At 54.7% G+C, this 24,282-nt stretch carries 19 protein-coding genes and 1 riboswitch; of the genes, 5 read left to right on the forward strand and 14 right to left on the reverse strand.

Annotated features, from left to right (window positions below):
* The first annotated feature begins 41 nt into the window (after positions 1–41).
* Entirely contained in the window at positions 42–1,151 is a 1,110-nt protein-coding gene (gene apbC, locus ACS0RQ_RS08790) for an iron-sulfur cluster carrier protein ApbC (protein ID WP_071195710.1), read from the forward strand.
* A gap of 17 nt (positions 1,152–1,168) precedes the next feature.
* Here the strand turns inward: apbC and ACS0RQ_RS08795 are convergent, their stop codons facing one another.
* The 3 genes from ACS0RQ_RS08795 to ACS0RQ_RS08805 all read right to left on the reverse strand — a co-directional run bounded on the left by ACS0RQ_RS08795 (position 1,169) and on the right by ACS0RQ_RS08805 (position 3,171).
* Complete coding sequence (locus tag ACS0RQ_RS08795) at positions 1,169–1,594, reverse strand: GNAT family N-acetyltransferase (protein WP_271850731.1); 426 nt, start codon at positions 1,592–1,594, stop codon at positions 1,169–1,171.
* Positions 1,595–1,609: 15 nt separating this feature from the next.
* Positions 1,610–1,942, reverse strand: coding sequence for an RcnB family protein (locus ACS0RQ_RS08800; protein WP_271850730.1), 333 nt, complete (start codon positions 1,940–1,942; stop codon positions 1,610–1,612).
* A 212-nt stretch (positions 1,943–2,154) separates the two neighbouring features.
* Positions 2,155–3,171 carry a zinc-binding alcohol dehydrogenase family protein gene (locus ACS0RQ_RS08805; protein WP_271850729.1) on the reverse strand — a complete coding sequence of 339 codons (1,017 nt, stop codon included), beginning with the start codon at positions 3,169–3,171 and terminating at the stop codon, positions 2,155–2,157.
* A 382-nt stretch (positions 3,172–3,553) separates the two neighbouring features.
* Here ACS0RQ_RS08805 and ACS0RQ_RS08810 point away from each other — a divergent pair, with 382 nt between their 5' ends.
* A complete protein-coding gene (locus ACS0RQ_RS08810; protein WP_271850728.1) occupies positions 3,554–3,799 on the forward strand; it encodes a hypothetical protein in 246 nt (81 codons plus the stop codon).
* A gap of 181 nt (positions 3,800–3,980) precedes the next feature.
* Here ACS0RQ_RS08810 and ACS0RQ_RS08815 read toward each other — a convergent pair whose 3' ends face one another.
* Positions 3,981–4,394, reverse strand: coding sequence for a hypothetical protein (locus ACS0RQ_RS08815; protein WP_271850727.1), 414 nt, complete (start codon positions 4,392–4,394; stop codon positions 3,981–3,983).
* Positions 4,395–4,616: 222 nt separating this feature from the next.
* A complete protein-coding gene (locus ACS0RQ_RS08820) occupies positions 4,617–4,991 on the reverse strand; it encodes a hypothetical protein (protein ID WP_271850726.1) in 375 nt (124 codons plus the stop codon).
* A 921-nt stretch (positions 4,992–5,912) separates the two neighbouring features.
* Positions 5,913–6,010, forward strand: a riboswitch (TPP riboswitch).
* 34 nt (positions 6,011–6,044) lie between these two features.
* On the opposite strand from ACS0RQ_RS08820, the gene thiM reads away from it, so the two are divergent.
* The 3 genes from thiM (at position 6,045) to fbaB (ending at position 8,932) form a co-directional block, all read left to right on the forward strand.
* Complete coding sequence (gene thiM, locus ACS0RQ_RS08825; RefSeq protein WP_271851014.1) at positions 6,045–6,833, forward strand: hydroxyethylthiazole kinase; 789 nt, start codon at positions 6,045–6,047, stop codon at positions 6,831–6,833.
* On the forward strand, positions 6,830–7,630 hold the full coding sequence (gene thiD / locus ACS0RQ_RS08830; protein WP_271851013.1) for a bifunctional hydroxymethylpyrimidine kinase/phosphomethylpyrimidine kinase: 801 nt from the start codon (positions 6,830–6,832) through the stop codon (positions 7,628–7,630). The genes thiM and thiD overlap by 4 nt, the downstream gene beginning before the upstream one ends.
* A 249-nt stretch (positions 7,631–7,879) precedes the next feature.
* On the forward strand, positions 7,880–8,932 hold the full coding sequence (fbaB, locus tag ACS0RQ_RS08835) for a class I fructose-bisphosphate aldolase (protein ID WP_271851012.1): 1,053 nt from the start codon (positions 7,880–7,882) through the stop codon (positions 8,930–8,932).
* 135 nt (positions 8,933–9,067) lie between these two features.
* On the opposite strand, the gene yegS is transcribed toward fbaB, so the two are convergent.
* The 9 genes from yegS to ACS0RQ_RS08880 all read right to left on the reverse strand — a co-directional run bounded on the left by yegS (position 9,068) and on the right by ACS0RQ_RS08880 (position 24,268).
* Positions 9,068–9,967, reverse strand: a complete 900-nt coding sequence (yegS, locus tag ACS0RQ_RS08840; protein WP_041851991.1) for a lipid kinase YegS — start codon at positions 9,965–9,967, stop codon at positions 9,068–9,070.
* Between the two features lie 253 nt (positions 9,968–10,220).
* The gene (trhP, locus tag ACS0RQ_RS08845; protein ID WP_271851011.1) at positions 10,221–11,582 is read right to left on the reverse strand and encodes a prephenate-dependent tRNA uridine(34) hydroxylase TrhP; all 1,362 of its coding nucleotides are present in this window, start codon (positions 11,580–11,582) and stop codon (positions 10,221–10,223) included.
* 133 nt (positions 11,583–11,715) lie between these two features.
* Positions 11,716–13,221, reverse strand: a complete 1,506-nt coding sequence (locus tag ACS0RQ_RS08850) for a HEAT repeat domain-containing protein (protein ID WP_271851009.1) — start codon at positions 13,219–13,221, stop codon at positions 11,716–11,718.
* Complete coding sequence (gene baeR / locus ACS0RQ_RS08855) at positions 13,218–13,940, reverse strand: envelope stress response regulator BaeR (RefSeq protein ID WP_271851007.1); 723 nt, start codon at positions 13,938–13,940, stop codon at positions 13,218–13,220. Before baeR ends, ACS0RQ_RS08850 begins: the two co-directional genes overlap by 4 nt.
* Entirely contained in the window at positions 13,937–15,418 is a 1,482-nt protein-coding gene (baeS, locus tag ACS0RQ_RS08860) for an envelope stress sensor histidine kinase BaeS (RefSeq protein WP_079496310.1), read from the reverse strand. Before baeS ends, baeR begins: the two co-directional genes overlap by 4 nt.
* Positions 15,415–16,830 (reverse strand): MFS transporter, encoded by a 1,416-nt coding sequence (locus tag ACS0RQ_RS08865; RefSeq protein ID WP_271851006.1) that lies wholly within the window; start codon positions 16,828–16,830, stop codon positions 15,415–15,417. The genes baeS and ACS0RQ_RS08865 overlap by 4 nt, the downstream gene beginning before the upstream one ends.
* Entirely contained in the window at positions 16,827–19,904 is a 3,078-nt protein-coding gene (gene mdtC / locus ACS0RQ_RS08870; RefSeq protein WP_271851005.1) for a multidrug efflux RND transporter permease subunit MdtC, read from the reverse strand. The genes ACS0RQ_RS08865 and mdtC overlap by 4 nt, the downstream gene beginning before the upstream one ends.
* Positions 19,905–23,027, reverse strand: coding sequence for an MdtB/MuxB family multidrug efflux RND transporter permease subunit (locus ACS0RQ_RS08875; RefSeq protein WP_041851985.1), 3,123 nt, complete (start codon positions 23,025–23,027; stop codon positions 19,905–19,907).
* Entirely contained in the window at positions 23,027–24,268 is a 1,242-nt protein-coding gene (locus ACS0RQ_RS08880) for an MdtA/MuxA family multidrug efflux RND transporter periplasmic adaptor subunit (protein ID WP_271851004.1), read from the reverse strand. The genes ACS0RQ_RS08875 and ACS0RQ_RS08880 overlap by 1 nt, the downstream gene beginning before the upstream one ends.
* Between the last annotated feature and the right edge of the window lie 14 nt (positions 24,269–24,282).

Genomic DNA, 24,282 nt, shown 5'->3' on the forward strand with positions numbered 1-24,282 from the left:
CTTAACAATGTCTTTTTAGAACAACATAACAAGGAGTCGGGATGAACTCTCAATCCCAGGCCAAATCCCCTGAAGCCTTGCGTGCGCTCGTCGCCGGAACGCTGGCCAATTTTCAGCACCCAACCCTCAAGCATAATCTTACCGCGCTTAAGGCGGTTCATCATGTTGCCTGGCTGGATGACACCGTCCATATTGAGCTGCTGATGCCCTTTGTCTGGCGCAGTGCGTTTGAAGAGTTGAAAGAGCAATGCAGTGCCGAACTACTGCGACTTACGGGGGCGCGAGCGATTGACTGGAAGCTCTCCCACAATGTCGCCACCTTAAAGCGGGTGAAAAATCAACCTGGCGTGAACGGTGTAAAGAACATCATTGCCGTCAGCTCCGGTAAAGGCGGAGTAGGAAAATCCTCTACCGCCGTCAATCTGGCGTTAGCGCTGGCGGCGGAAGGGGCAAAAGTCGGTATTCTGGATGCGGATATCTACGGTCCGTCAATCCCGATGATGCTGGGGGCGGAAGGTGAACGTCCGACCTCGCCGGATGGCACTCATATGGCGCCGATTATGGCCCACGGACTGGCGACCAATTCCATTGGCTATCTGGTGACTGACGATAATGCCATGGTGTGGCGAGGCCCAATGGCCAGCAAGGCGCTCCTGCAACTGCTGCAAGAATCTATGTGGCCCGACCTTGACTATCTGGTACTCGACATGCCGCCGGGCACTGGCGACATCCAGCTTACCCTGGCGCAGAATATTCCGGTTACCGGCGCGGTGGTGGTGACCACGCCGCAGGATATCGCGCTGATTGATGCCAAAAAAGGCATTGTAATGTTCGAGAAAGTGGAAGTGCCAGTGCTGGGTATCGTGGAAAACATGAGCATGCATATTTGCAGCAACTGTGGTCATCACGAGCCGATTTTCGGTACCGGCGGGGCAGAGAAACTGGCCGGGCAGTACCACACGCAACTGCTGGGACAACTGCCACTGCACATTAGCCTGCGAGAAGATCTCGACCGGGGACAACCGACGGTTGTCAGCCGTCCTGATAGCGAGTTCACCGGTTTGTATCGCAAGCTGGCGGGGCGCGTTGCGGCGCAACTCTACTGGCAGGGTGAAGTTATTCCCGGTGATATCGCGTTTCGCGCGGTATAAATGGATAAGGCTGCCCGTCAGGGCAGCCGATAATGCATGAGCAGATAGTTCCCGCCCGGCGATGTGCCTTCCGCTTCAACGTGCCAGCCATGGTGCTGATAAAACGCCAGCGCGTGGTGGTTTTGCACCAGACATTTCAGTGAACCTGTACTGGTAAATTCAGACTGCACTTTTTTCAGTAGCGCGCTGCCGACGCCTTTGCCTTGTGCATCCGGGTCAACAAACAGGCTATGCAGAAAATTGTCGTTCACATACACGGCGGCAAAGCCAAGCCGGTGCCCGTCTTCTTCCGCCACCCAGATGGTTTCATCACGGGTAACGGCGTCAAAGTCTTCCAGTTGCCAGTCGCTACCGTCCAGCCATGTCCAGTTTGCTCTGCGGGAATGCAGGAACAATGTACGCAGAAAAGGACGGTCGTTCTCTTGCCAGGGGCGAATAATCAATAGGATTTCCTGAAATTAACGGTGGTAAAAGATGTCGCCATTGTAGGCTTTCAAAATTTTACCGTCGGCGTCCGTGATAAGCACGTAATTTCCACCCATATAGGTCCAGTGGCTACCCGGATCAGGCGCAGGCAAATTGCGCAGATTCCACTGCTTAATGTTGTACTCTTCGCTACGGTACATTTCGGGCACCGTATCGCCGATGGTGAATTTAGTGAAATCGGCAACAAAATCCTTCACTTCATAAGACTGGGTTCCGCCCGTCGCGGCAGGGGGTTGCGGTGCAGCAAAAGTCGCACTGGCCGTTGCCAATAATGTTCCCAGAAGCAACATTTTTGTTTTACCCATAATCTCTCCAGGTGTCGTGGGTTTTCATTTCGCGGGGCTTATCATCGACTACCGTCTGGCGACGTCGCAACCGCGAAAATGTTATGAAAATAATGCTTTGGTAAAAAGTGTAAGCAAAAGAAGAGAACAGCAGGAGAGGCGGAACGCTTTTTTCGCTATCCGCCTGAGTATAAAAGTGTTTTTAAGAGAAATCCTGGCTATATTTCAATACGTTAGTGCGCAGAAAATCCTTCCAGCACGATTTTGCCTACCGCACGGTGCGTTTCAAGCAACTGGTGCGCTTTACGCAGATTTTGTGCGTTGATGGCGCCGAAGTGTTCTCCCAGCGTGGTTTTGATAACCCCATCATCAATAAGTGCGGCGACACGCGCCAGTAAACGGTGTTGCTCAGCGATATCGGCGGTCCCGAACATGGAGCGGGTAAACATAAATTCCCAGTGCAGAGAAATGCTTTTCACTTTTAAGGGCACAGCATCAAGTGATTGCGGATCGTCAATCAGGGCCAGTTTGCCTTGTGGTTGCAGGGCGTTGATCAACTGCTGATAGTGCTGCTCCGTGTTGTTGAGGCTGGCAACGTGGCTGACCTGCTTAATGCCAATACGCGCCAGCTCCTCGGTTAACGGCTTGCTGTGATCGATAACATGGTGCGCGCCCAACTCGCTGACCCACTGCTGGCTTTGCGGGCGGGATGCCGTGCCAATCACCGTCAGGCGGGTCAACTTACGCGCCAGTTGCGTCAGAATGGAGCCTACGCCGCCTGCGGCACCGACAATCAGCAGCACGTCGCCTTCGTTGCCCTTTTCACGTACGCCTAAACGGTCAAACAACATTTCCCAGGCAGTAATGGCGGTCAGCGGGAGGGCTGCGGCAGAGGCGAAATCCAGCGAGGCAGGTTTGCGGGCGGCAATGCGCTCATCCACCAGTTGAAATTCGCTGTTACTGCCAGGACGGGTCAATGCCCCGGCATACCAGACTTCGTCACCGGGCTTAAATAACGTGACCTTGTCGCCAACGGCGCTAACCACACCGGTCGCATCCCAGCCCAGCACGCGGGGTTTATCGGCGTTAAACCCGGCGCGGACTTTGGTATCCACCGGGTTAACAGAGATGGCTTTTACTTCTACCAGCACATCATGACCTTCGGCTTTCGGTGTCGGTAATTCAATGTCGGTTAAAAAGTCAATGTTGCTGCCGTTCTGTGCGGCCTGAGTAATAGCAATAGCTTTCATAAACACTCCGTGATTTCAGTATTCGTCAGGGGATGTGTTAATGCTAGTTCGCCTGGAGGCAGGTGAAAAACCCGCGCGGGAGAGGAGGACTTATCCTCCAGAAGTGAAAATAGCGTGCGATGCCTCAACGCTGAAAGTTTCTTGCGGCGAGCAGTGACAGCACTCTGCCAGGTATGGCAGAGTGCTGTGCACGGTATTTTGGGCTGAGCAGCAGAGTACAACGGGTTCAATGATTTCAGTTGCGACCTCCTGATATTGCAGCCAGTGGTGCTGTTACTATTTATTTTTAAACTCAATATTGCCTTTTCTATCGACTGAATTGATTAATTTCTTTTAACTTTTTGCCGATGGTACTGTTAATTACCCGGTGAAGGAGGTTGCTTTGAAACGGATTCTTACTGTGATGTTGGGCGTGGGCATATGCGCTGGCGCTCTTGCTGATTCGGGATCCCCGCAACTGAAACTGGAAAGCCAGAGGCTGATTCGCGAGTCTGGACATGAATGCAACAAGGTGGAAGGCGTTTATCCTTCCGCGTTTGGTGGTTCTCTGATTGTGATTTGTGATGATTCGCGCAGGTACACGATCAAGAATAAAGATGGCCGCTATGTCGTTGGTGTGGCTGAGTAGGGCATCCGGCATGGCAAGGATGCAAAACGGGTATAGAAAAGCAGGATACTCATGAGTATTGCCTGCTTTTCTGTATAACCCCTAATGGAAGGGGTTATTGCAAATTAACGAACCGTACCAAAGACAGGACAAACAAAATCGCGTGTTGATGGTGTGTTGTGCTGCATTCTTTTTGTTCCTGTCAGTCAGTGATTAATACAAAATCGCCGTGATCTCTGCCTTTATGACGATTCCAACTGGCGGAGCTAAAGCCGTTCTCATCCAGATAAACACCAATCACATAAGTTTTGTTTGTTATCACGTAATAATTTTCATTTTTACGCGTGATCTTTGCGGGTTCATCTTTAACCATTGCCGAGGTGTAACCATTGCCGATCACAACAGTGAAATAGCCACTATCATTGCCGCGTAATTTAATGGCATGGAGCCTGTCAGGTACTCCTGAGGCGGCTACTTGTTCCACTTTTTCAACGTCGCTTTTATGACTACGCTCTTTAGCATGTACTTCTCTGGCGCTAACTTCATGAGCAGAATTAGCCATAACACAACCGGAAAGTAAACAAACCACTACGCCCGCTAAAACACTTTTTTTCATAGATCCCCAAATACATTAAATTTAATATAACCCGCAGTACATATCGCTAAGACGATGAAAACCATAAAAGCAGCAACATAGAGAAGGAATTTCTTCACTTCCTGTTTATCCCCTTCATTAACTCGAGCAGAATAAAAACAATCCCTATTTCAACAAGGTAAATAAAAATACTTATTGTTTCTTCCATTATGCGACATCAGCGCAATTTGCTTTGCTGAGCTCCTAATTCAAGCTTGTAGCAATCATTCCTTTTATCGCTAAATCCTGGCATTGCTCAGCGCTAATTGAGAAGGTGTTAGCTTCTATACGTGCGCTTACTAAATCTTGCAGATGCTTAAACTGATATTCGTCATGCTTAGCCTTAACACTACCTAAAGCAGCGCATAATGCAGCAGGTGATGCAGAGCTGTAATCAACGGAGCTTTGTGAATGATCAGCAATGCAACCGGTAAGCACAAGAGAGAGAATAAAAATACAGACATTAGCCTTCATCATTAACCCTAATAAGTCATTTTCCAAAGTAATACTTTCTAAATTAATGCTCCTGATAAAGCTTTTCAGAGCCTGTTTACCGGTTACCGATTTAAACGTAAACATACAAAATGCTGTTTGTAGAAAACATAAAAAAGCATTAAGAATATTCTTTTTATTTTGAAGAGTAAAAAAAGTGAATTTATCTTACGTAGCGAAAAAAAGTGCGTCAATGCAGGAAGGGTGAATTTAACTTGATGTTTTGAGTTGGAACTAATAGCTGGCTAATTAATAAATGTTGAATAAAAACTATCGATGATTAAGACTAATGCTGCATTTAATTTTACATATATCTCCTTGGGTACTGGTGCTTTTCAAAAAAATTTTTAGCCTTTACCGTCAGGTTGTAACTTGTCATAGTGTTCTTTGTCTCAGTGTATTAAGAAGGAGGGAGGTGTTCTACATATCGTCTGTGTACAATAAAATTTCTTTCTTTTTCTCTTCCGCCAAACCTGTAGTGATGCAGCAGCCAACAGCACTATATTATCTGTCCTGACATTAGTAATTCTTAGCATTCGCCGTTTATGATAGAAGAAAGTGATTTATATGTTAAATTAAGTTACTCACACGAAACTCAAAAACACATTCGTACATTATATTTAATAAGTAGAATATTTTCCTTTTACCAGAGGCCAATGCGAGGAACTTTTGTACCTGTTTTTTCACTTGCTGCGATAAACAGAGTATTACGTGGCAGGGTGGCTGAATCGGCACCGGAAAGTGAAAGTAGAAAACGATTATTGCTGTGAAAACCGTCTGGTTCGAGCCAGTAAAGTGGCAAGGATATATTTAGAGACATAATTGTAAAAAGATCTCGTTTTTATCACCATGGGTTTGACCAACCAGTGCGATATTCACTGCGATAAAATGGGTATAAAAATAACATAATGCGATCGCTCCTCTAGGTGCCAAAGTCATGGCCTGACAGGCAAGCTTGCAACGACAAGCCACTTCCTTTACGCTGGCTTCCTCTTAAAAGAGACCTAATTGAATGACTCGGGGTGCCCCTTTTCACAAAGGGCTGAGAAATACCCGTACCACCTGATCTGGATAATGCCAGCGTAGGGAAGTCAGATGCCTGCCCGGCATCCCTTCTTCACGCCGGGCAGGAGCGAATCGATGCAACCTGACCTGCTTCACCGTGCGCAAATCGCGCAAATTCTTCAGCAATTCCGTCAATGTAAGCCGCTTGTTCACTGCATAACCAACGATGTGGTGCAGACCTTTACGGCCAATGTTCTGCTGGCGTTGGGGGCGTCCCCGGCGATGGTGATTGACCGCGACGAGGCGCAGCTATTTGCCGCCATTGCTGACGTGCTGCTGATTAATGTCGGCACACTGACCCGGGAACGCGCCGATGCGATGCACGCGGCCATCTTGAGCGCTAATGCCGCCCGTAAACCCTGGACGCTGGATCCGGTTGCCGTCGGGGCATTAACCTTCCGCAGCGATTTTTGTCGCGAGCTTTTGTCTTTGCAGCCTGCCGCCATACGCGGTAACGCTTCGGAAATTATGGCGCTTGCCGGGGTGAGTGCCGGAGGGCGCGGTGTCGACACTACCGATACCGCCATTGCCGCGCTGCCTGCGGCCCAGGCGCTGGCACGCCAGACGGGGGCCATTGTTGCGGTAACCGGTGAGGTGGATTACATCACCGATGGTCTTCACACCCTGCGCGTTACGGGGGGCGACCTGCTGATGACCCGGGTGGTGGGAACAGGCTGTGCGCTCTCTGCGGTGGTAGCCGCCTGCTGCGCATTGCCCGGCGATCGTCTGTATAACGTGGCGGCGGCCTGTGCCTTTATGGCACAGGCAGGCAGCCTGGCCGTGGCGACCACGCACGGGCCTGGCAGCTTTATCCCGGCGTTTCTCGATGCCCTCTATACGCTTCATGGGGAGGTGCTGGTATGAAACGGATCAACGCACTGACCATTGCCGGAACGGATCCCAGCGGCGGGGCGGGTATTCAGGCGGATTTGAAAACTTTTTCGGCGCTGGGTGCCTACGGCTGTTCGGTCATTACCGCGCTGGTGGCGCAAAATACCCGTGGCGTACAGTCGGTTTATCGCATTGAACCTGATTTTGTTGCCGCGCAACTGGATTCGGTGTTCAGCGATGTACGCATTGATACGACCAAAATCGGCATGCTGGCGGAAACCGATATTGTTGAAGCGGTGGCGGAGCGTTTGCGCCGCTATCAGGTGCAAAATGTGGTGCTCGATACCGTCATGCTGGCAAAAAGCGGTGACCCGCTGCTTTCCCCCTCGGCGGTAACGGCGCTGCGACAACATCTGCTGCCACAGGTATCACTGATTACTCCCAATCTGCCCGAGGCCGCCGCGCTGCTGGATGCCCCTCACGCCCGCAACGAACGTGAGATGCATGAGCAGGGGCAGGCGTTGCTGGCGCTGGGATGCGAAGCGGTGTTAATCAAAGGCGGGCATCTGGAAAACGATGAAAGTCCGGACTGGCTGTTTACCCGTAATGGTACTGAACGTTTTACCGCCCCCCGAATAAAAACCAAAAATACCCACGGCACGGGCTGTACGCTGTCGGCCGCCCTGGCGGCACTGCGTCCACGTCACGCGGACTGGGCTTCAACGGTCAATGAGGCCAAGCGCTGGCTGTCAGCGGCGCTGGCCCAGGCAGACACGCTGGAGGTGGGACATGGCATCGGCCCGGTACACCATTTTCATGCGTGGTGGTGAGGGGCCCCGAATGGCGCTACACGTAATACGTAGCCCGGCTTAGCGTAGCGCCAGCCGGGTGGGGAATCGGGGGCAAAATAGTAAGCTTCGCACAGCGGTAAACCACTAGCCGAAACGTGCCACCAGAAAATGCTGAAAAACGGCGATATGGTGGCAAGCCTCGACAAACGGTACCAGGCTTATTCTGCCCATTCATCGGGTCAGGACAAACCACATCCGCCTTTGTGCGGAGCTTACGGGAGTATAGCGATGACTGATATTGTGCAGTTACTAGGCAACGATGCCGACACCCTTTTACAACACCGTTGCACGACCATTGCGGCCGACCAACTCTACCTGCCGGGAGAGGATTACGTCACCCGTGTGATGATGGATAACAACCGTCCGCCAGCGGTACTGCGTAACATGCAGACGTTGTATAACACGGGCCGACTTGCCAAAACGGGTTATCTGTCGATTTTGCCGGTTGATCAGGGTATCGAACATTCCGCCGGGGCCTCGTTTGCTGCTAACCCGCTCTATTTCGATCCCAAAAACATCGTTGAGCTGGCAATTGAAGCCGGGTGTAACTGTGTGGCGTCCACCTATGGGGTGCTGGCTTCTGTGGCGCGCCGCTACGCGCACCGTATTCCGTTCCTGGTCAAGCTTAACCACAACGAAACCCTGAGCTATCCCACCGAATATGACCAGACGCTTTATGCAAGCGTAGAGCAGGCGTTCAACATGGGGGCCGTCGCCGTTGGCGCGACCATCTATTTTGGTTCTGAGGAGTCACGTCGGCAGATTGAGGAAATTTCTGCCGCATTTGAACGTGCTCATGAGTTGGGGATGGTCACGGTGCTGTGGGCGTACCTGCGCAATCCGGCATTCAAAAAAGATGGCGTGGATTACCATGTTTCCGCCGACCTGACTGGCCAGGCTAACCATATTGCGGCAACCATCGGTGCGGACATCGTCAAACAGAAAATGGCGGAAAACAACGGCGGTTATAAAGCGGTAAACTTCGGTTATACCGATGAACGCGTCTATAGCAAGTTGACCAGTGACAACCCTATCGATCTGGTGCGCTACCAACTGGCAAACTGCTACATGGGGCGTGCCGGCTTAATTAACTCTGGCGGCGCGGCCGGTGGTGAAAACGATTTAAGCGATGCAGTGCGCACGGCGGTTATTAATAAGCGTGCAGGCGGTATGGGCCTGATTCTTGGCCGTAAGGCGTTTAAAAAGTCGATGGCCGACGGCGTGAAATTAATTAATGCCGTTCAGGATGTTTATCTCGATAAGAAAGTGACTATCGCTTAAATACCCGCATAAATAACGCATCTCTCTTCGTCAGACGGGGAGAGATGCGTTTTTCAATTCTCTTCTTGCAGATATTCTCTTACGGCAATCACGACTCTTTTTCACCCGTCGATCGCCGTCAATCTACTGTAAGGCTTAACGCAGTAGCGGGCAGTCAGGCGGCAGGCGGCATTTCAGCGCGCCGGGCAGAATGTTAATACTGAAATGCTGTCCGGTTAGTGGCTCGCCGTCCAGGTTAAAGGTGATATCGTGCGGTGCGCTCACCTCAAACCAGGCGGATTTACCGTCAATGATATGCGGATTATCTTCCGGCTGGGTCAGGGTGGTGAACAGGGCAGGCAGGATCTCATCGCCGGTAAAAATACGCAGTTGCAACAGGCCGTCGTTAATGAGCGCACCAGGGCATAGCTGTTGCCCGCCGCCTGCCTGGCGTCCGTTACCGATGCCGATGACCAGCGCGTCGCCCTGCCAATGGAAATCTTCCCCCTTGATTTCGCAGCGGTCCGGCTTAAGCGTATCCATGCGCATCAGGCCATGAATGATGTAGGAGACACCGCCCAGCGCCGCTTTCAGTTTCTCGGGCGTTTCGGTGGTAATGCGGGTACCAAACCCGCCGGTGGCCATATTGATAAAGCAGGTTTTGCCGTTCACTTCGGCAATGTCGATGGGCACCGCTTTGCCCACGATAGCGAGCTGTAGCGCTTTATCCAGTGGCTCCGGGATATCGGCGCTGGTGGCAAAATCATTCGCGGTGCCTAAAGGTAAAATCCCCAATACAGGTGGGTTGTCGCTATCACTGTGCACCAGCGCGCTGGCGACCTCATTAATGGTGCCATCGCCACCGCCCGCAATCACGGTTTCGACGCCGAGTTTGATGGCTTCTGCCACATAGCGCTCTGCATCGCCTTTTTCCCAGGTGACGCGCACCTGAATGTCCATCCCTTCGTTGCGCAGGAGGGTAATGGCCTCGCGCAGCATGTCGTCGCCCGCACTTTTACCGTTGAGGATCAATAAACTGCCTGGAAAATTGCTCATCCTTTTCGCTCTTCGAAAATACCATGAGCAAAGTGTATCTCACGACCGGAAAGCGCGCCTGGAAGGAAGGTAAAAGGGGAGATAAAAAATCAGCCTGCGTAAGGGAGATTACGCAGGCTAAGGAGGTGGTTCCTGGTACAGCTAGCATTTATGGGTTATGTTTTTCAGCGATGAGGATAATACCCATAATGACCGCAACGGTATGTGATCCGATTCTAAGATTCTTGTCGAGTGAAAAAATAACCCCGGTTAATTACTTAGCGTGCGGATTACGCGTGGTCTGTCCAGTAAAATTACGCATCAACAGGGCATACTCCAGCATCACATCCTGGGGAACCGGCAACCAGACGGTATAACCGTCTCCCGGTGCAACCTCCATTGCCTCGCCTTTGGCGTTTTCCATATGTTCCAGCGTGAAGTTAACATTGCCCTGCGGGGTCATCAGCTCAAGGCTGTCGCCGACGATAAATTTGTTTTTTACCGCCACGGCCGCCAGCTCGCCTTTACGCTCACCGGTAAACTCGCCGACAAACTGCTGACGCTCAGAGACGGAGTAACCATACTCGTAGTTCTGATAATCGTCATGAGTGTGGCGACGCAGGAAGCCTTCGGTATAGCCGCGGTGTGCCAGCCCTTCAAGGGTCTCTAACAGGCTGGTGTCAAACGGTTTGCCTGCGGCGGCATCGTCAATGGCCTTACGGTAGACCTGCGCGGTGCGGGCACAGTAGTAGAAGGATTTGGTGCGGCCTTCAATTTTCAGCGAGTGCACGCCCATTTGTGTCAGACGCTCAACGTGGGCGATCGCGCGCAAGTCTTTGGAGTTCATAATGTAGGTGCCGTGCTCATCTTCGAACGCGGTCATGTACTCGCCCGGACGCTGGGCCTCTTCAATCATAAATACCTTATCCGTTGGCGCGCCGATACCCAGCGTTGGCTCAACGTTTTGTACGGCAATCGGCTCGTATTTGTGCACGATATTGCCGACGTCATCTTCTTTACCTTCCTGGACGTTATATTCCCAGCGACAGGCGTTGGTGCAGGTTCCCTGGTTCGGGTCGCGCTTGTTGATATAGCCAGAGAGCAGGCAGCGGCCGGAATAGGCCATACACAGCGCGCCGTGGACGAAAATTTCAATTTCCATGTCCGGTACCTGGGCGCGGATTTCGGCGATTTCATCAAGCGACAGTTCGCGAGAGAGGATCACGCGGGTCAGCCCCATCTGTTTCCAGAACTTCACCGTCGCCCAGTTTACGGCGTTAGCCTGTACGGACAGGTGAATATCCATCTCCGGGAAGTTTTCGCGCACCAGCATAATCAAACCCGGATCGGACATAATCAGCGCATCCGGTCCCATACCCACCACGGGTTTTAAATCGCGAATAAACGTTTTCAGTTTGGCGTTGTGCGGCGCGATATTCACCACGACGTAGAATTTTTTGCCGAGGTCATGGGCCTCGTTAATGCCTTTTTGCAAATTCTCGTGGTTGAATTCGTTATTGCGCACGCGCAGTGAATAACGTGGCTGGCCCGCATAAACGGCGTCCGCGCCATAAGCGAAAGCGTAACGCATATTTTTCAGCGTTCCCGCCGGGGAAAGGAGTTCCGGTTTAAACATGATGTTCTCGTTCTGATGACAGGTCAGATTCGCCTCACCAGGTGAGGCGGCTGGGGAGATCCCATAAATTTAGGGCGGGAATTGTAGCGCTGGCGGGAAGGGGAGTAAACCCACACAGTATGTAAGCGGGTCATTATACCAGGTAGTGTTGTAGCGACGGGCGTATTTCGGGCGCCTGCGCCAGCAAACAGGTCAGGGTTTCCTGCTGACCAGACGTTGGGTTAATCCCCGCCTGATTATATTTCCCTTTCCAGCTCGCCAGTTCTTCTGCCTGCTGTGACGGCGACAGTAAAGGGAAATGGCGTAGCAGCACGATGAGCCAGTCCCATTTGTTTATCTGGTGTACCAACCGCCAGTACAACAGGGTGTGCTTCTCCGAGGGCGTATGCGTCAGCAGTGCCTCAAGCTCGCTTCGTGAAAATGAAAGCGGGTGGTGCGCCAGTGATTTCATTGCCGCCATAGCAAAAGACAGGCTCGGGTCGGCTAAGGCGGCCAGGATGCGGGGTTTCGCCTCTTCACCTTCAAGCGTCAACAAGATATGCAGCGCCGCCTGGCGGATACCGTTTTCAGGCTGCGCATAGCCCCACAGCGCCAGTGAATGCAATGCGGGATCGCGTGCCTCTTTCAGACCATAAAGCGCGGAACGGCGCTGCGTTATCGAACAGGCCGGCGAGGCGACCACGTCGCGCCAATACGCGGTAGCATCAACGGTTTCAGGTAGCATGTGACGGGCACGCTGGCGGATCAGGCCGTTCTTATCCAGCAGTAACTCCCTGTGCAATGGTTCAGGCAGCGTTTGCCCATGCTCATCAAGATAAAAGAGGGTATCGCGACGGATACGCGGCCAGGGATCGTGCAGCAGGCGTGTCATCAGTGACTCAGACAGTTTCGGCGCGCGGGCCAGCCAGTAGGTAACCGCAATGCCCCGCAAATAGGTATCACCGGTATCCAGTACAAAGGCCAGCGCGGCTTCATCATGCAACTGCTCCTGCTCGATAAGCGTATGCAACACGGCATGGCGCAGTTCGCGATCAGGGGAATAGAGCGCCTGCCTTAAGTCGGCTATATGGGCCTGCGAGGCCAAAAAGTGGCTAATCAACTCCACTAAAGGCGCGTGGTTGTAGCGTCTGCAGGTCAGCAACTGTCTGACCTGCGCAAGATGGGCAATAAAGGCGGGCGCATTTTCCGCCGTCATCAGCGCCATCACTTCCTGGGTGGCGAGGCGGTGAATCGGCTTAACCCAGTCATTAGCGCAAATCAGGAGCTCCCGCAGGGCGGCGATGTCGCCTTTTAAAGACAGCGCCATTACGGCTTTTTCACGCAAGAAACCGTTGTGGTGATGGGTGAGCTGGCAAAGACTCTCGACACTGCGGATATCGCTATTTTTTAGCAAATAGTTGCCATTACGCGGCTCGTTGAGCAGCATTCTAATTTCTTGATAAAGTTGTGTTTCTTCATCAAGAGATGGCTCGGTGGATGAGGAGAACCAGCGCTTTAGAAAAGATTTATCGCTCATGATCGTCAGCATGCTTCCTGCATGAAAGAGTCGGTTGCAGATATGCGCCACCGATGCCGGGATGTGATGCACAATCCACGGCGTCGATGAATGAAATACCATCAGGGAGCGGATGAAGATCATACCAGTCGGCAGGCATCAGCTTCCCAACGATAACCCACGCCATAGACGGCGCGGATGAAGGATTGTTCTTCATCCAGCGACTCCAGTTTACGACGCAGGTTCTTGATATGGCTGTCAATAGTGCGGTCAGTCACCACGCGGTAATCGTCATACAGGTTATTGAGCAACTGTTCGCGCGAGAATACCTTCCCCGGTTCGCTGGAGAGGGTTTTCAGCAGACGAAATTCCGCTGGCGTTAAATCCAGCAGCTTGCTGCGCCAGCTTGCCTGGAAGCGGCCTTCATCAACGATAAGCGGGCTTTCTGCGTCCAGCGCCTGTATTTCACGCTGCGGCTTACAGCGGCGGAGGATCGTTTTCACCCTCGCCACCACTTCGCGCGGGCTATAGGGTTTACAGATATAGTCGTCAGCACCAATCTCCAGTCCCAGCAGGCGGTCAATCTCTTCGATTTTTGCCGTCACCATAATGATGGGAATATTGGAGAAACGACGGATTTCACGGCACAGTGTCAGCCCGTCGGTGCCGGGGAGCATCAGATCAAGCAGGATCAGGTCCGGCGGCGTCTGGCGCACATACGACAGTACCTGATCGCCATGGTTAATCAGCGACGGCGCGTAACTGGCCGCACGCAGATAATCAATCAGCAACTGACCCAGCTTTGGCTCGTCTTCCACGATCAAAATGCGTGGGGTGTTTTCATCAATAGGTAACTCAGTCATACGTTTCTCGCTATGTCCCGTTCCAGGGGTAATTCAACTTTAATGCTAACCCCACCAAAAGGCGAATGCGCGGCGCGGACCTTGCCGCCGTGGGCTTCGATAATATTCAGGCAGATTGCCAGACCTAAGCCGGAGCCGCCGCTGGCGCGGTTGCGCGAACCTTCGGTGCGATAAAAGCGCTCAAATAATCTGCCTAACTGCAGATCGCTGACTCCGGGCGCGCTATCGGCAAAATCGAGGGTAAGCATATTGCCCTCTGTCATTGCGGAGATGTGCATACCGCCGCCGCTATCGGTGTAGCGCAGACTGTTTTCCAGAAGATTATTGAACAGTTGCATCAGACGATCCGGGTCGCCAAAAACCACGGCGTGCTCCGGTAGCGTCATGTCGATAGTCAGATTGCGGCTGGCGTAACGTTCACGAAACGCTCCGGCTGCCACCTCCAGTAATGAAATGACATCCACCGGCCTTTTCTGGTAAGCCAGCGCGCCTTCATCTGACATGGACAACTGATGCAAATCGTCCACCAGCTTGGTTAAGGTGGCGACTTCCGCCTGTAAAGACGTCACCGACTCCGGTGTAAATTGCCGTACCCCATCCTGAATGGCCTCCAGTTCGCCGCGCAGTACCGCCAGTGGTGTACGCAACTCGTGGGAGATATCCGCCATAAAATCACGGCGCATCTGCTGATTTTTCTCCAGCGTACTGGCGAGCTGATTAAAGTCCTGCGCCAGCTTGCCCAACTCATCCTGGCTGCCAGGGTTAACGCGGGTGGAGAAATCCCCGGCGGCCAGCTTATGCGTACCGTCAACCAGCCGTTTGACCGGCGCGAGCAGGCCGCGGGCCAGTGGGAAGGTGGCCAGCGCGGCCAGCAGGGTCGAGAGCGCGACAATCATCCAGCTTGTGCGCCGCTGCTGACGGTCAAAGTTAATATCGGTATTGCGCGTCAGGCGCTCCACCGGCGAGGCGATGACCCAGCCGACAGGCTGACCATTAACCGTAATGGCTCGCCGTGTCCCGTCGGGCGGTACCGGGCTACGTGGCCCAACAAGCACTTCCGCCGATGCGTCAGTCACCCAAAATTGTGTCCGCCAGCCGTGTGGCGGCATGCCATTACCGGGTTCTGGCGGAGGGCCTGGCGGCGGCTCATGCTCATGATTATCACCATGTTCCGGCCCAGGCCCAGGGCCACCTGGCCCACCCTCACGCTCGTTGTCTCGCTCGAATGAACGCAGGATCTGGAAGATAAAGCGGTCGTTATTGCGTAAAAAGCCCCAGTCTCCATGCTGGGCGTATTGCTCACTCAGGGCATCGCTGAGCAACTGCAGACGCTGTTCGTTGCCGCGTTTAATGTAGTCGATAAAACCCCGTTCGAAGCTGATGCGCACGGCCCAGTGCATACTGATAAGCAGCACGATACAGGTGGCGAAAATAGCCAGAAAGAGCTTAGCGGTAATACCGGGTCGCCAGATTTTCATGATTGACTCCTGTTGCGCCGGGAAATGACCACGTTCTGACTGACATCATTCGGGACTCGGGCAAAGATAAAAGCGGGCAGGGCGATAATGAACGCCATGCACAGGTAGGTATAAAGAAAGACGTGATGGGCAACGCCGCTGTCGGCGGACAGATTGTGCTGGCCGAACAGCCCCAGTAGCAGCCCGGCGACGGTGACGCCGATACTCATAGAAAGCTGCATGATCATTGATAACAGGCTGTTGCCGCCGCTTGCCAGTTCATCGGGCAGGTCTTTCAGTGTCAGGGTGTTCATGGATGAAAAACGCATGGAGTTGATCATGCCCTGCGCGAACAGTACAAAGGGAAGCAGAGCGTACCAGCCCATCAGCGCCGTCCCCATAAACAGCAGACTGACGGCCGCCAGACCCAGCGTTGAACACACCAGCGCGCGACGGTAGCCAAAGCGGTTGACTAACTGAACGACAATCCGTTTCATTCCCATACTGCCGATGACCATCGGAATCATCATTAGCCCGGCATGAAACGGCGAAAAACCCAGACCAATCTGCAAAAAGACCGGCGTCATAAAGGGCAGCATGCCGCTGCCTATGCGCCCGGCGAAACTGCCGCACAGGCCAAGGGAGAATGACGGCGTACGAAACAGGCGTAGATTAAACAGCGCTCCCGCATTGCCTTTGGCATGCAGCAGATAGATAACAATCGCCAGCACGCCGCCCGCCACCAGAAGGCCGAGCAGCAGCGGTGAAATTCCAAGCCCCTTTTGCCCGTCGAGCGCCAGCGTCAGCGTTGCCATCCCCGACGCCAGCAGCAAAAAGCCAAAGAGATCAAAACGACGGGTTTGTAAGGTGTAGTTGGGCATTAACCACAGGGTCGCTATCGCCCCCACTACGCCAACGGGCAGGTTAATCAGGAAGATCCAGTGCCAGGAGGCATATTCCACCAGAATGCCACCTAACGCCGGGCCGAGCAGTGGCCCTACCTGGCCGGGCAGGGTGACGAAGGTCATTGCCGCCATGTATTGATCGCGCGGGACAATTTTCATCACCGTCAGCCTGCCGACGGGCACCATCATCGCGCCGCCAACGCCCTGTAATACACGGGCCATCACCAGTTCATTGAGCGTGTTGGCCTGTGCGCAAAACAGCGAACCCAGGGTAAAGAGAACGATGGCGGTAAAGAAGATATTACGCACACCGACGCGATCCGCCAGCCAGCCACTGGCAGGCAGCATGATGGCAACGGTCAGCACGTAGGAGACCACCACCATATGCATATGCAGCGGGCTTTCTCCCAGACTTCGCGCCATGGAGGGCAGGGCGGTGTTGACAATCGTGGTGTCCAGCGACTGCATAAAGAAGCCAAACGCCACAATCCACAATTGCCAACGCACATTTTTGGGTAGTTCTGTCACTCTGTTACAGGCTCTCTGCGTTTACGGGCAAATCGGCGTTGCAGGCGGTCAAAGAACAGGTACACCACCGGTGTGGTATACAGTGTCAGCAATTGACTCATCACCAGACCGCCAACAATGGTTATCCCCAGCGGCTGGCGCAGTTCGGAACCGTCACCACCCGAAATCACCAGCGGAAGCGCGCCAAACAGCGCCGCCAGTGTGGTCATCATTATGGGTCTGAAACGCAGCAGACAGGCCTGGAAAATCGCCTCTTCCGCGTTCAGATTTCCCTTCCGTTGGGCTTCAAGCGCAAAATCCACCATCATGATGGCATTCTTTTTCACTATACCAATCAATAGCATAATGCCTATCAACGCAATCAGACTGAAGGGCGCGCCAAACAGCTCCAGCGCCAGTAGCGCCCCGACACCCGCTGAGGGCAGGGTCGAGAGGATCGTCAACGGATGTACGTAACTCTCATAAAGAATGCCCAGCACAATATAGACTGTCGCGATGGCGGCGATAATCAGGATCACCTGCGAATTCATAGTTTGCTGAAAGACTTGCGCAGTTCCGGCGAAACTGCCGCGCACCGTCGAAGGCACCCCCAGTTGGGTCATCGCGCGGTCAATTGCGTCACTTGCTTCGGATAGCGACATCCCTGTGGGCAAGTTGAACGAAATCGTGGACGCCGCCGATAGCCCCTGATGGTTGACGGCCAGTGGGGCGTTCGCCGGTTGCCAGCGGGCAAAATAGGACAGCGGAATAGGTTTACCTTCGCTATTAATGACAAACATCTTATCCAGCGCGCTAATGTCCTGGGTATAGCGTCGATCGACTTCCATCACCACTTTGTACTGGTTAAGCGGCTGGTAGATGGTGGAAATCTGCCGCTGGCCGAAGGCGTTGTTCAGCAGGCTGTTGGCCTCTTGTACGTTGATCCCCAGGCGCGACATGCTTTCGCGATCATAAGTCAGGTTCATCTCCGCGCCGTTATCCTGCTGGTCGGAGTTCACGTCCGCCAGCTCCGGTAGCGAGGCGAGCGCTTTGCGGATTTTCGGCTCCCACTCACGCAAGGCGCTAAGATCGTCGGAGAGCAGCGTGTACTGATAACTGGCATTAGATTGCCGTCCACCTACGCGGATATCCTGGACCGCCACCAAAAACAGGCTGGCGCCTGGCTCTTTGGCGAGCTTTCCTCGCAGACGGTCGATAACCTGTTGGGCGGTTTCATTGCGTACACTGCGTGCCTTAAGGGTAATAAACATCATGCCGCTGTTGACCCGCGAGCCGCCGGTAAAGCCCGTTACGTTATCGACGGCGGGATCGTCGCGGATGATTTTCATAAAGTCCTGCAACTTAATACGCATCGCCTGGAACGAAATACTCTGATCCGCCTGAATACCGCCCATCAGGATGCCGGTATCCTGCTCCGGGAAGAAGGTTTTCGGAATGCTGATATACATCCAGATATTCAGCGCGATGGTGCCAATCAGAACCAGCCCCACCAGGCGCGCGTGGTTCAACACCCATTTCAGTGATTTTGCATAGGCACGCTGTAGGCCGAGAAGCAGGCGACCAATGCCCTTGTTGCGCGTGGCGGTCGGGGATTTGCGGCTACGCAGCAACCAACCGCACATCATCGGCGTGAGGGTGAGCGAGATCGCCAGTGAAATGCCGATGGCCACCGAAAGGGTGACGGCAAACTCCCGCAGCAGGCGCCCCGGCAGCCCTTCCATCAACAAGAGCGGCAAGAACACCGCGACCAGCGAGATACTCATCGAGAGCACGGTAAAGCCGACTTCCCGCGTTCCCTGCAGTGCCGCCTGCAGCGGTTTCATGCCCGCTTCCAGGTGACGGGAAATATTCTCCAGAACCACGATGGCGTCATCGACCACGAAACCGGTGGCGATGGTCAGCGCCATCAGCGAGAGGTTATTAAGGCTAAAACCGCACAGGTACATGGCGGCGAAAGTACCGATCAGCGACACCGGGACTGCCACTGCGGGGATCAGCGTCGCCCGTCCGGAACGCAGAAACAGGAAGACCACCAGGATAACCAGCGCGACCGAGATCACCAGCGACTGCTCCACTTCCGCGAGGGAGGCACGGATAGTCGGCGAGCGGTCCTGGGCTATCTGCAGGTCAATCGCCGCCGGAATGGTCTTTTGCAATTCCGGCAGGCGAGCGCGGATGCTGTCCACCGTCTGAATGATGTTGGCTTCCGGCAGTTTGCGGATCATCAGCAAAATGGCGGGTTTAGCGTTGGTCATCCCGGCGTTACGAATATCCTGAACGGAGTCGGTCACCGACGCGACATCACTCAGACGGACGGCTGCGCCATTTTTGTAATGGATGATCAGTGGCTGGTAAGCGGCGGCGGTTTTCAGCGCGTCATTGGTCTGCACCTGCCAGCGGTGGCTTGCGTCTTCAATCGCCCCTTGTGGGCGCCGAACGTTGGCCTGGGTTATGGCGGTGCGCACCGCATCCAGCGAGACACCCTGGTTAAACAGCGCCTGCGGGTTTAAGCCAACGCGCACGGCGGGCAGTGAACTACCACCGATATCGACATCTCCGACGCCGTCGATCTGCGAGATGGTTTGCGCCAGTTGCGTAGAGGCGAAATCATACAGCTCACCCTGCGAATAGGTATCGGAGGTGAGCGTCAGGATCATAATCGGTGCGGCAGACGGGTTGGCTTTGCGATAGGTCGGACGGCTCGGCATGCCGCTCGGCAACAGGTTTTGCGCCGCGTTCAGCGCGGCCTGGACATCACGCGCCGCGCCGTTGATATCGCGGTTAAAGTTAAACTCCAGAATGATACGCGTACTGCCAAGCGAACTGGACGACGTCATTTCGTTGACCCCGGCGATACGCCCGAGCGAACGCTCCAGCGGGGTCGCAACCGACGAGGCCATGGTTTCCGGCGAGGCTCCCGGCAGCGAGGCGCTGACCATGATGACCGGGAAATCCACCTGCGGCAGCGGGGCCACCGGCAACAGCCGGAAACCCAGAACGCCGCAGAGCGTAATGGCAACGGAGATCAGTATCGTTGCCACCGGGCGGTAAATGAAGAGGGCGAAAAACTTCATTTACGCCTCCTCTTCACGGCGCGGGAAGCGGCGACGCAGAGAGAGCGCGAGTCGGTCAAAGAGCAGATAGATAACCGGGGTGGTGAACAGCGTCAACACCTGGCTCACCATTAAACCGCCCACCATGCCAATCCCCAATGGACGGCGCAGTTCCGCCCCAACGCCGGTACTCAGCATCAGCGGCAGCGCGCCCAGCAATGCTGCCAGGGTGGTCATCAGGATCGGACGAAAACGTAACAGACAGGCCTGGAAGATGGCATCGCGTGGCGACATCCCCTCTTCACGTTCGGCGGCGAGGGCGAAATCAATCATCATGATGGCGTTTTTCTTGACGATACCAATCAGCAAAATGATGCCGATGATGGCGATAACGTCCAGCTCGCTCCCGGCAATCATCAGCGCCAGCAGAGCGCCGACCCCTGCGGTTGGCAGGGTAGACAAAATGGTGACCGGGTGAATAAAGCTCTCATACAACACGCCCAGCACGATATACATCGCCACCACGGCGGCAACTACCAGCCAGACGGTGCTGCCGAGCGCGGCCTGGAACGCCAGGGTACTGCCCTGGAACTGGGTGGTGATGTCGGTCGGCAGGTTGAGCGTCTTCTCGCTGTCGATAATCGATTGCACTGCTTCGCCCAGGGAGTGACCTTCCGCCACGTTAAAGGAGATGGTGGTGGAGGGGAACTGATCCAGGTGATTAATCGACAGCGGTGCGAAACGCTGCTCTATTTTGGCTATCGAGCTCAGTGGCACGGTACCGCCGCTGCTACTGGCAAGGCGGATATTATCCAGCGCCGCCAGCCCCGGCGTTTGCGCGGTGTTGTGTTCCAGCACCACGCGATACTGATTCGCCTGGGTATAGATTGTGGAGATCAGACGCTGACCGAAGGCGTTGTACAGGGCATTGTCCACATCGGACATGCTGATACCAAGGCGGCTGGCGCTGTCGCGATCCACATTGACATACGCCACCAGCCCCTGATCCTGCCAGTCACTGCTGACATCAGCGAGCTGTGGCAAAGCCTGCAATTTGTCCATCAACTGTGGCACCCATTCGCTCAGGGCCGTCAGGGAGTTTGCCTGCAGGGTAAACTGATATTGCGTGCGGCTGACCGTGGTATCAATGGTCAAGTCCTGCGTCGGTTGCAGATAGAGCGCTGCGCCGGGAATTTTCGCCACCGACTGCTGTAAACGTTCAATCACCACCGGCACGCGATCGTCACGTTCGCTGAGCGGTTTAAGGTTGATCTGTAGACGCGCGCTGTTGAGCGCCGGATTGGTACCGTCCACACCGACAAAGGTGGTCAGGCTTTGCACCGCCGGATCCTTGAGCACGATATCTGAGACCTGGCGCTGGCGCTCCGCCATGCTGGCAAACGACGCCGACTGCGGTGCCTGTAACGTCCCCTGGATGATGCCGTTATCCTGCACCGGGAAGAAGCCTTTCGGGATCACTATCCACAGCAAAACGGACAGTAGCAGGGTTGTTATAGCGACACTCAGCGTCAGCCATGGATGGTTGAGCACTTTGGCGAGCAGCCGACCGTAAGCGGCAATCACCCGTTCGAAAAAACGCTCCGACGCGCGAGAAAAACGGTTCTGTTTACGCAACGATTCCGCGCTCAACATGCGTGCGCACATCATCGGTGTCAGAGTTAGCGAGACAATTGCCGAGATTAAAATCGCCACCGCCAACGTAACGGCAAATTCGCGGAACAGTCGCCCGACGATATCGCCCATAAACAGCAGCGGGATCAGTACGGCAATCAGCGAGAAGGTCAGTGAGATAATGGTAAAGCCGATCTCGCCAGCCCCTTTAAGAGCTGCAGCCAGCGGCTTCTCGCCTTTTTCGATATAGCGCGAGATATTCTCAATGACCACGATGGCGTCATCCACCACAAAACCGGTAGCGATGGTGAGCGCCATCAGCGTCAGGTTATTGATGGAGAAATCCAGGAATACCATGACTGCGAAGGTGCCTATCAGTGAGAGCGGCACGGCGACGCCCGGAATGATAGTGGCCGGGACATTACGCAGGAACAGATAGATGATCATGACCACCAGCGCGATAGCCAGCATCAGCTCGTACTGGGTATCGGAGACCGAGGCGCGGATATTGGTGGTGCGGTCTGACAGTACTTTCACCTCAACCGATTTCGGCAGGCTGCTGGTCAGTTGCGGCAGCATGGCGCGGATACTGTCGGCGGTGTTGATGATGTTTGCGCCCGGCTGGCGCTGAACGTTCATGACAATCGCCTGCTGTTTGTTGGCCCACGCCCCAAGCCAGCTATTTTCCGCCCCCTGTTCAACGGTTGCGATATCGCCTAAGCGGATGGGGGCGCCATTCTGATACGCCACAATCAGTCGCCGGTACTCCTCGGCGGATTGCATCTGGTCGTTCGCGGACAGGGTGACGGCGCGGGCCGGGCCATCGAGGCTCCCTTTAGCGGAATTCACGTTCGCGTTGCTGATCGCGGTGCGGACCGTTTCGCTGGTCAACCCAAGGGCCGCCACCGCCTGCGCATTGAGTTTGACACGCACCGCAGGGCGCTGCCCCCCGGCAAGCGTGACCAGGCCGACGCCCGAGACCTGCGAGATTTTCTGCGCCACGCGGGTTTCCACCATATCTTCAACCTGCGTCATCGGCATGGCGGAGGAGGTGACGGCCAGGGTCATGATCGGCGGATCCGCAGGGTTTACCTTGCTGTACACCGGTGGGTTAGGCAGGTCAGAGGGCAGCAGGCTGTTAGCGGCGTTCATTGCCGCCTGCACTTCCTGCTCTGCGACATCAAGCGGCAGCGTTAACTGGAACTGTAGCGTAATCACCGATGCGCCACCGGAGCTTTGCGATGACATCTGCTTGAGCCCCGACATCTGACCAAACTGACGTTCCAGCGGGGCGGTAATCGCGGAGGTGACCACATCCGGGCTCGCACCGGGGTAGAGCGTCACGACCTGAATGGTGGGGTAGTCCACTTCCGGCAACGCGGAGACAGGCAGGAAGCGGTAGCCGATGATCCCGGCGAGCAAGATCGCCACCATCAAAAGGGTGGTGGCGACAGGGCGCATAATGAACAGGCGCGACGGGCCGCCGGTTCTGCCTGGCGGAAGCAACTGCATCAGGACTGCGCTCCTTTCGACGGACGTTCGCGTTTGGCGGGCATCTGATCGGCGCGTTTGGCGTCGACCACTTCCACTGTCGCCCCTTCGGTCAGGCGATCGATCCCGTCCGTCACCACGCGGTCACCGGCGGAAAGCCCGGCGGCGATCACCACTTTTTGGCTGTCCTGAATACCCGGCGTCACCGTGTGTTTGCTGACCTGGTTTTTATCGTTGAGCACCCAGACGAAATTCCCTTCGTTACCCATCTGCAGGGCGGCAGTTGGGATGACAACTGCGTTTTCCTGGGTGGAGACGAGCATGCGCGCATTCACAAACTGATTCGGGAAGAGGGTGTCATCCTGGTTATCAAAGCGGGCTTTCAGCTTGATAGTCCCTGTGGTGGCATCAATCTGGTTATCGAGGCTTAATAGTGTGCCGGTGGTAAGTTTCTGTCTGTTCGTACGGTCCCATGCTTCGACACTTAGCGTTTGCCCGGCTTTTTGCGCCTTGATAACGGTGGCGATGTCGTTTTCCGGCAGGGTGAACACCAGATCAATGGGGTGCGTCTGGGTCAGCACCACAATGCCGGTGGTATCGCTGCTGGAGATCTGGTTGCCGATATCCACCTGTTTGAGGCCGACGCGTCCGTCAATAGGGGCGACAATGCGGCTCCAGTCGAGCTGGAGTTGGGCGCTGGCGACAGACGCTTCATCGGCTTTGATGGTGCCCAGGGTTTCGCTGACTAACGCCTGCTGAGTATCCAGATCCTGACGAGAGACCAGGTTAGTTTTAACCAGTTGTTGATAGCGGGCGAGATCGCGCTGGGCGTTGGCAAGGGTGGCTTTATCTTTGGCTAACTGACCCTGCGCCTGCGCCAGTGCAACGTTAAAAGCGCTCGGGTCGATTTCCGCGAGGAGGTCGCCAGCTTTCACCTGCTGGCCTTCTTTAAAATGAATGGCCTGCAACTGTCCGGACACGCGGCTGCGGACTGTCACCGTGTTGGCGGCTGTTACCGTCCCAAGACCCGTAAGATATTGCGGTACCGCTTGTTGCGTTGCCGTTGCCGCCTGTACCGGCGGCAGCGCGCCGCCACGCATACCATGACGGCCACCGCCTGCTCCCGGACGCTGCGTCTGCCCGTTTGTTGCCCCTGCCGCAGGCGTTGTTTCCTTGTGGCTGAACCCGTACCAAATAGCGGCAATGACTGCAATGACCACTACTGCTGCTATCACCAGGCGGGAAGACTTTCTGCCTTTCATCTTTATTCGTATCT

The sequence above is a fragment of the Phytobacter diazotrophicus genome, assembly GCF_052061655.1.
Taxonomy (GTDB): domain Bacteria; phylum Pseudomonadota; class Gammaproteobacteria; order Enterobacterales; family Enterobacteriaceae; genus Phytobacter; species Phytobacter diazotrophicus.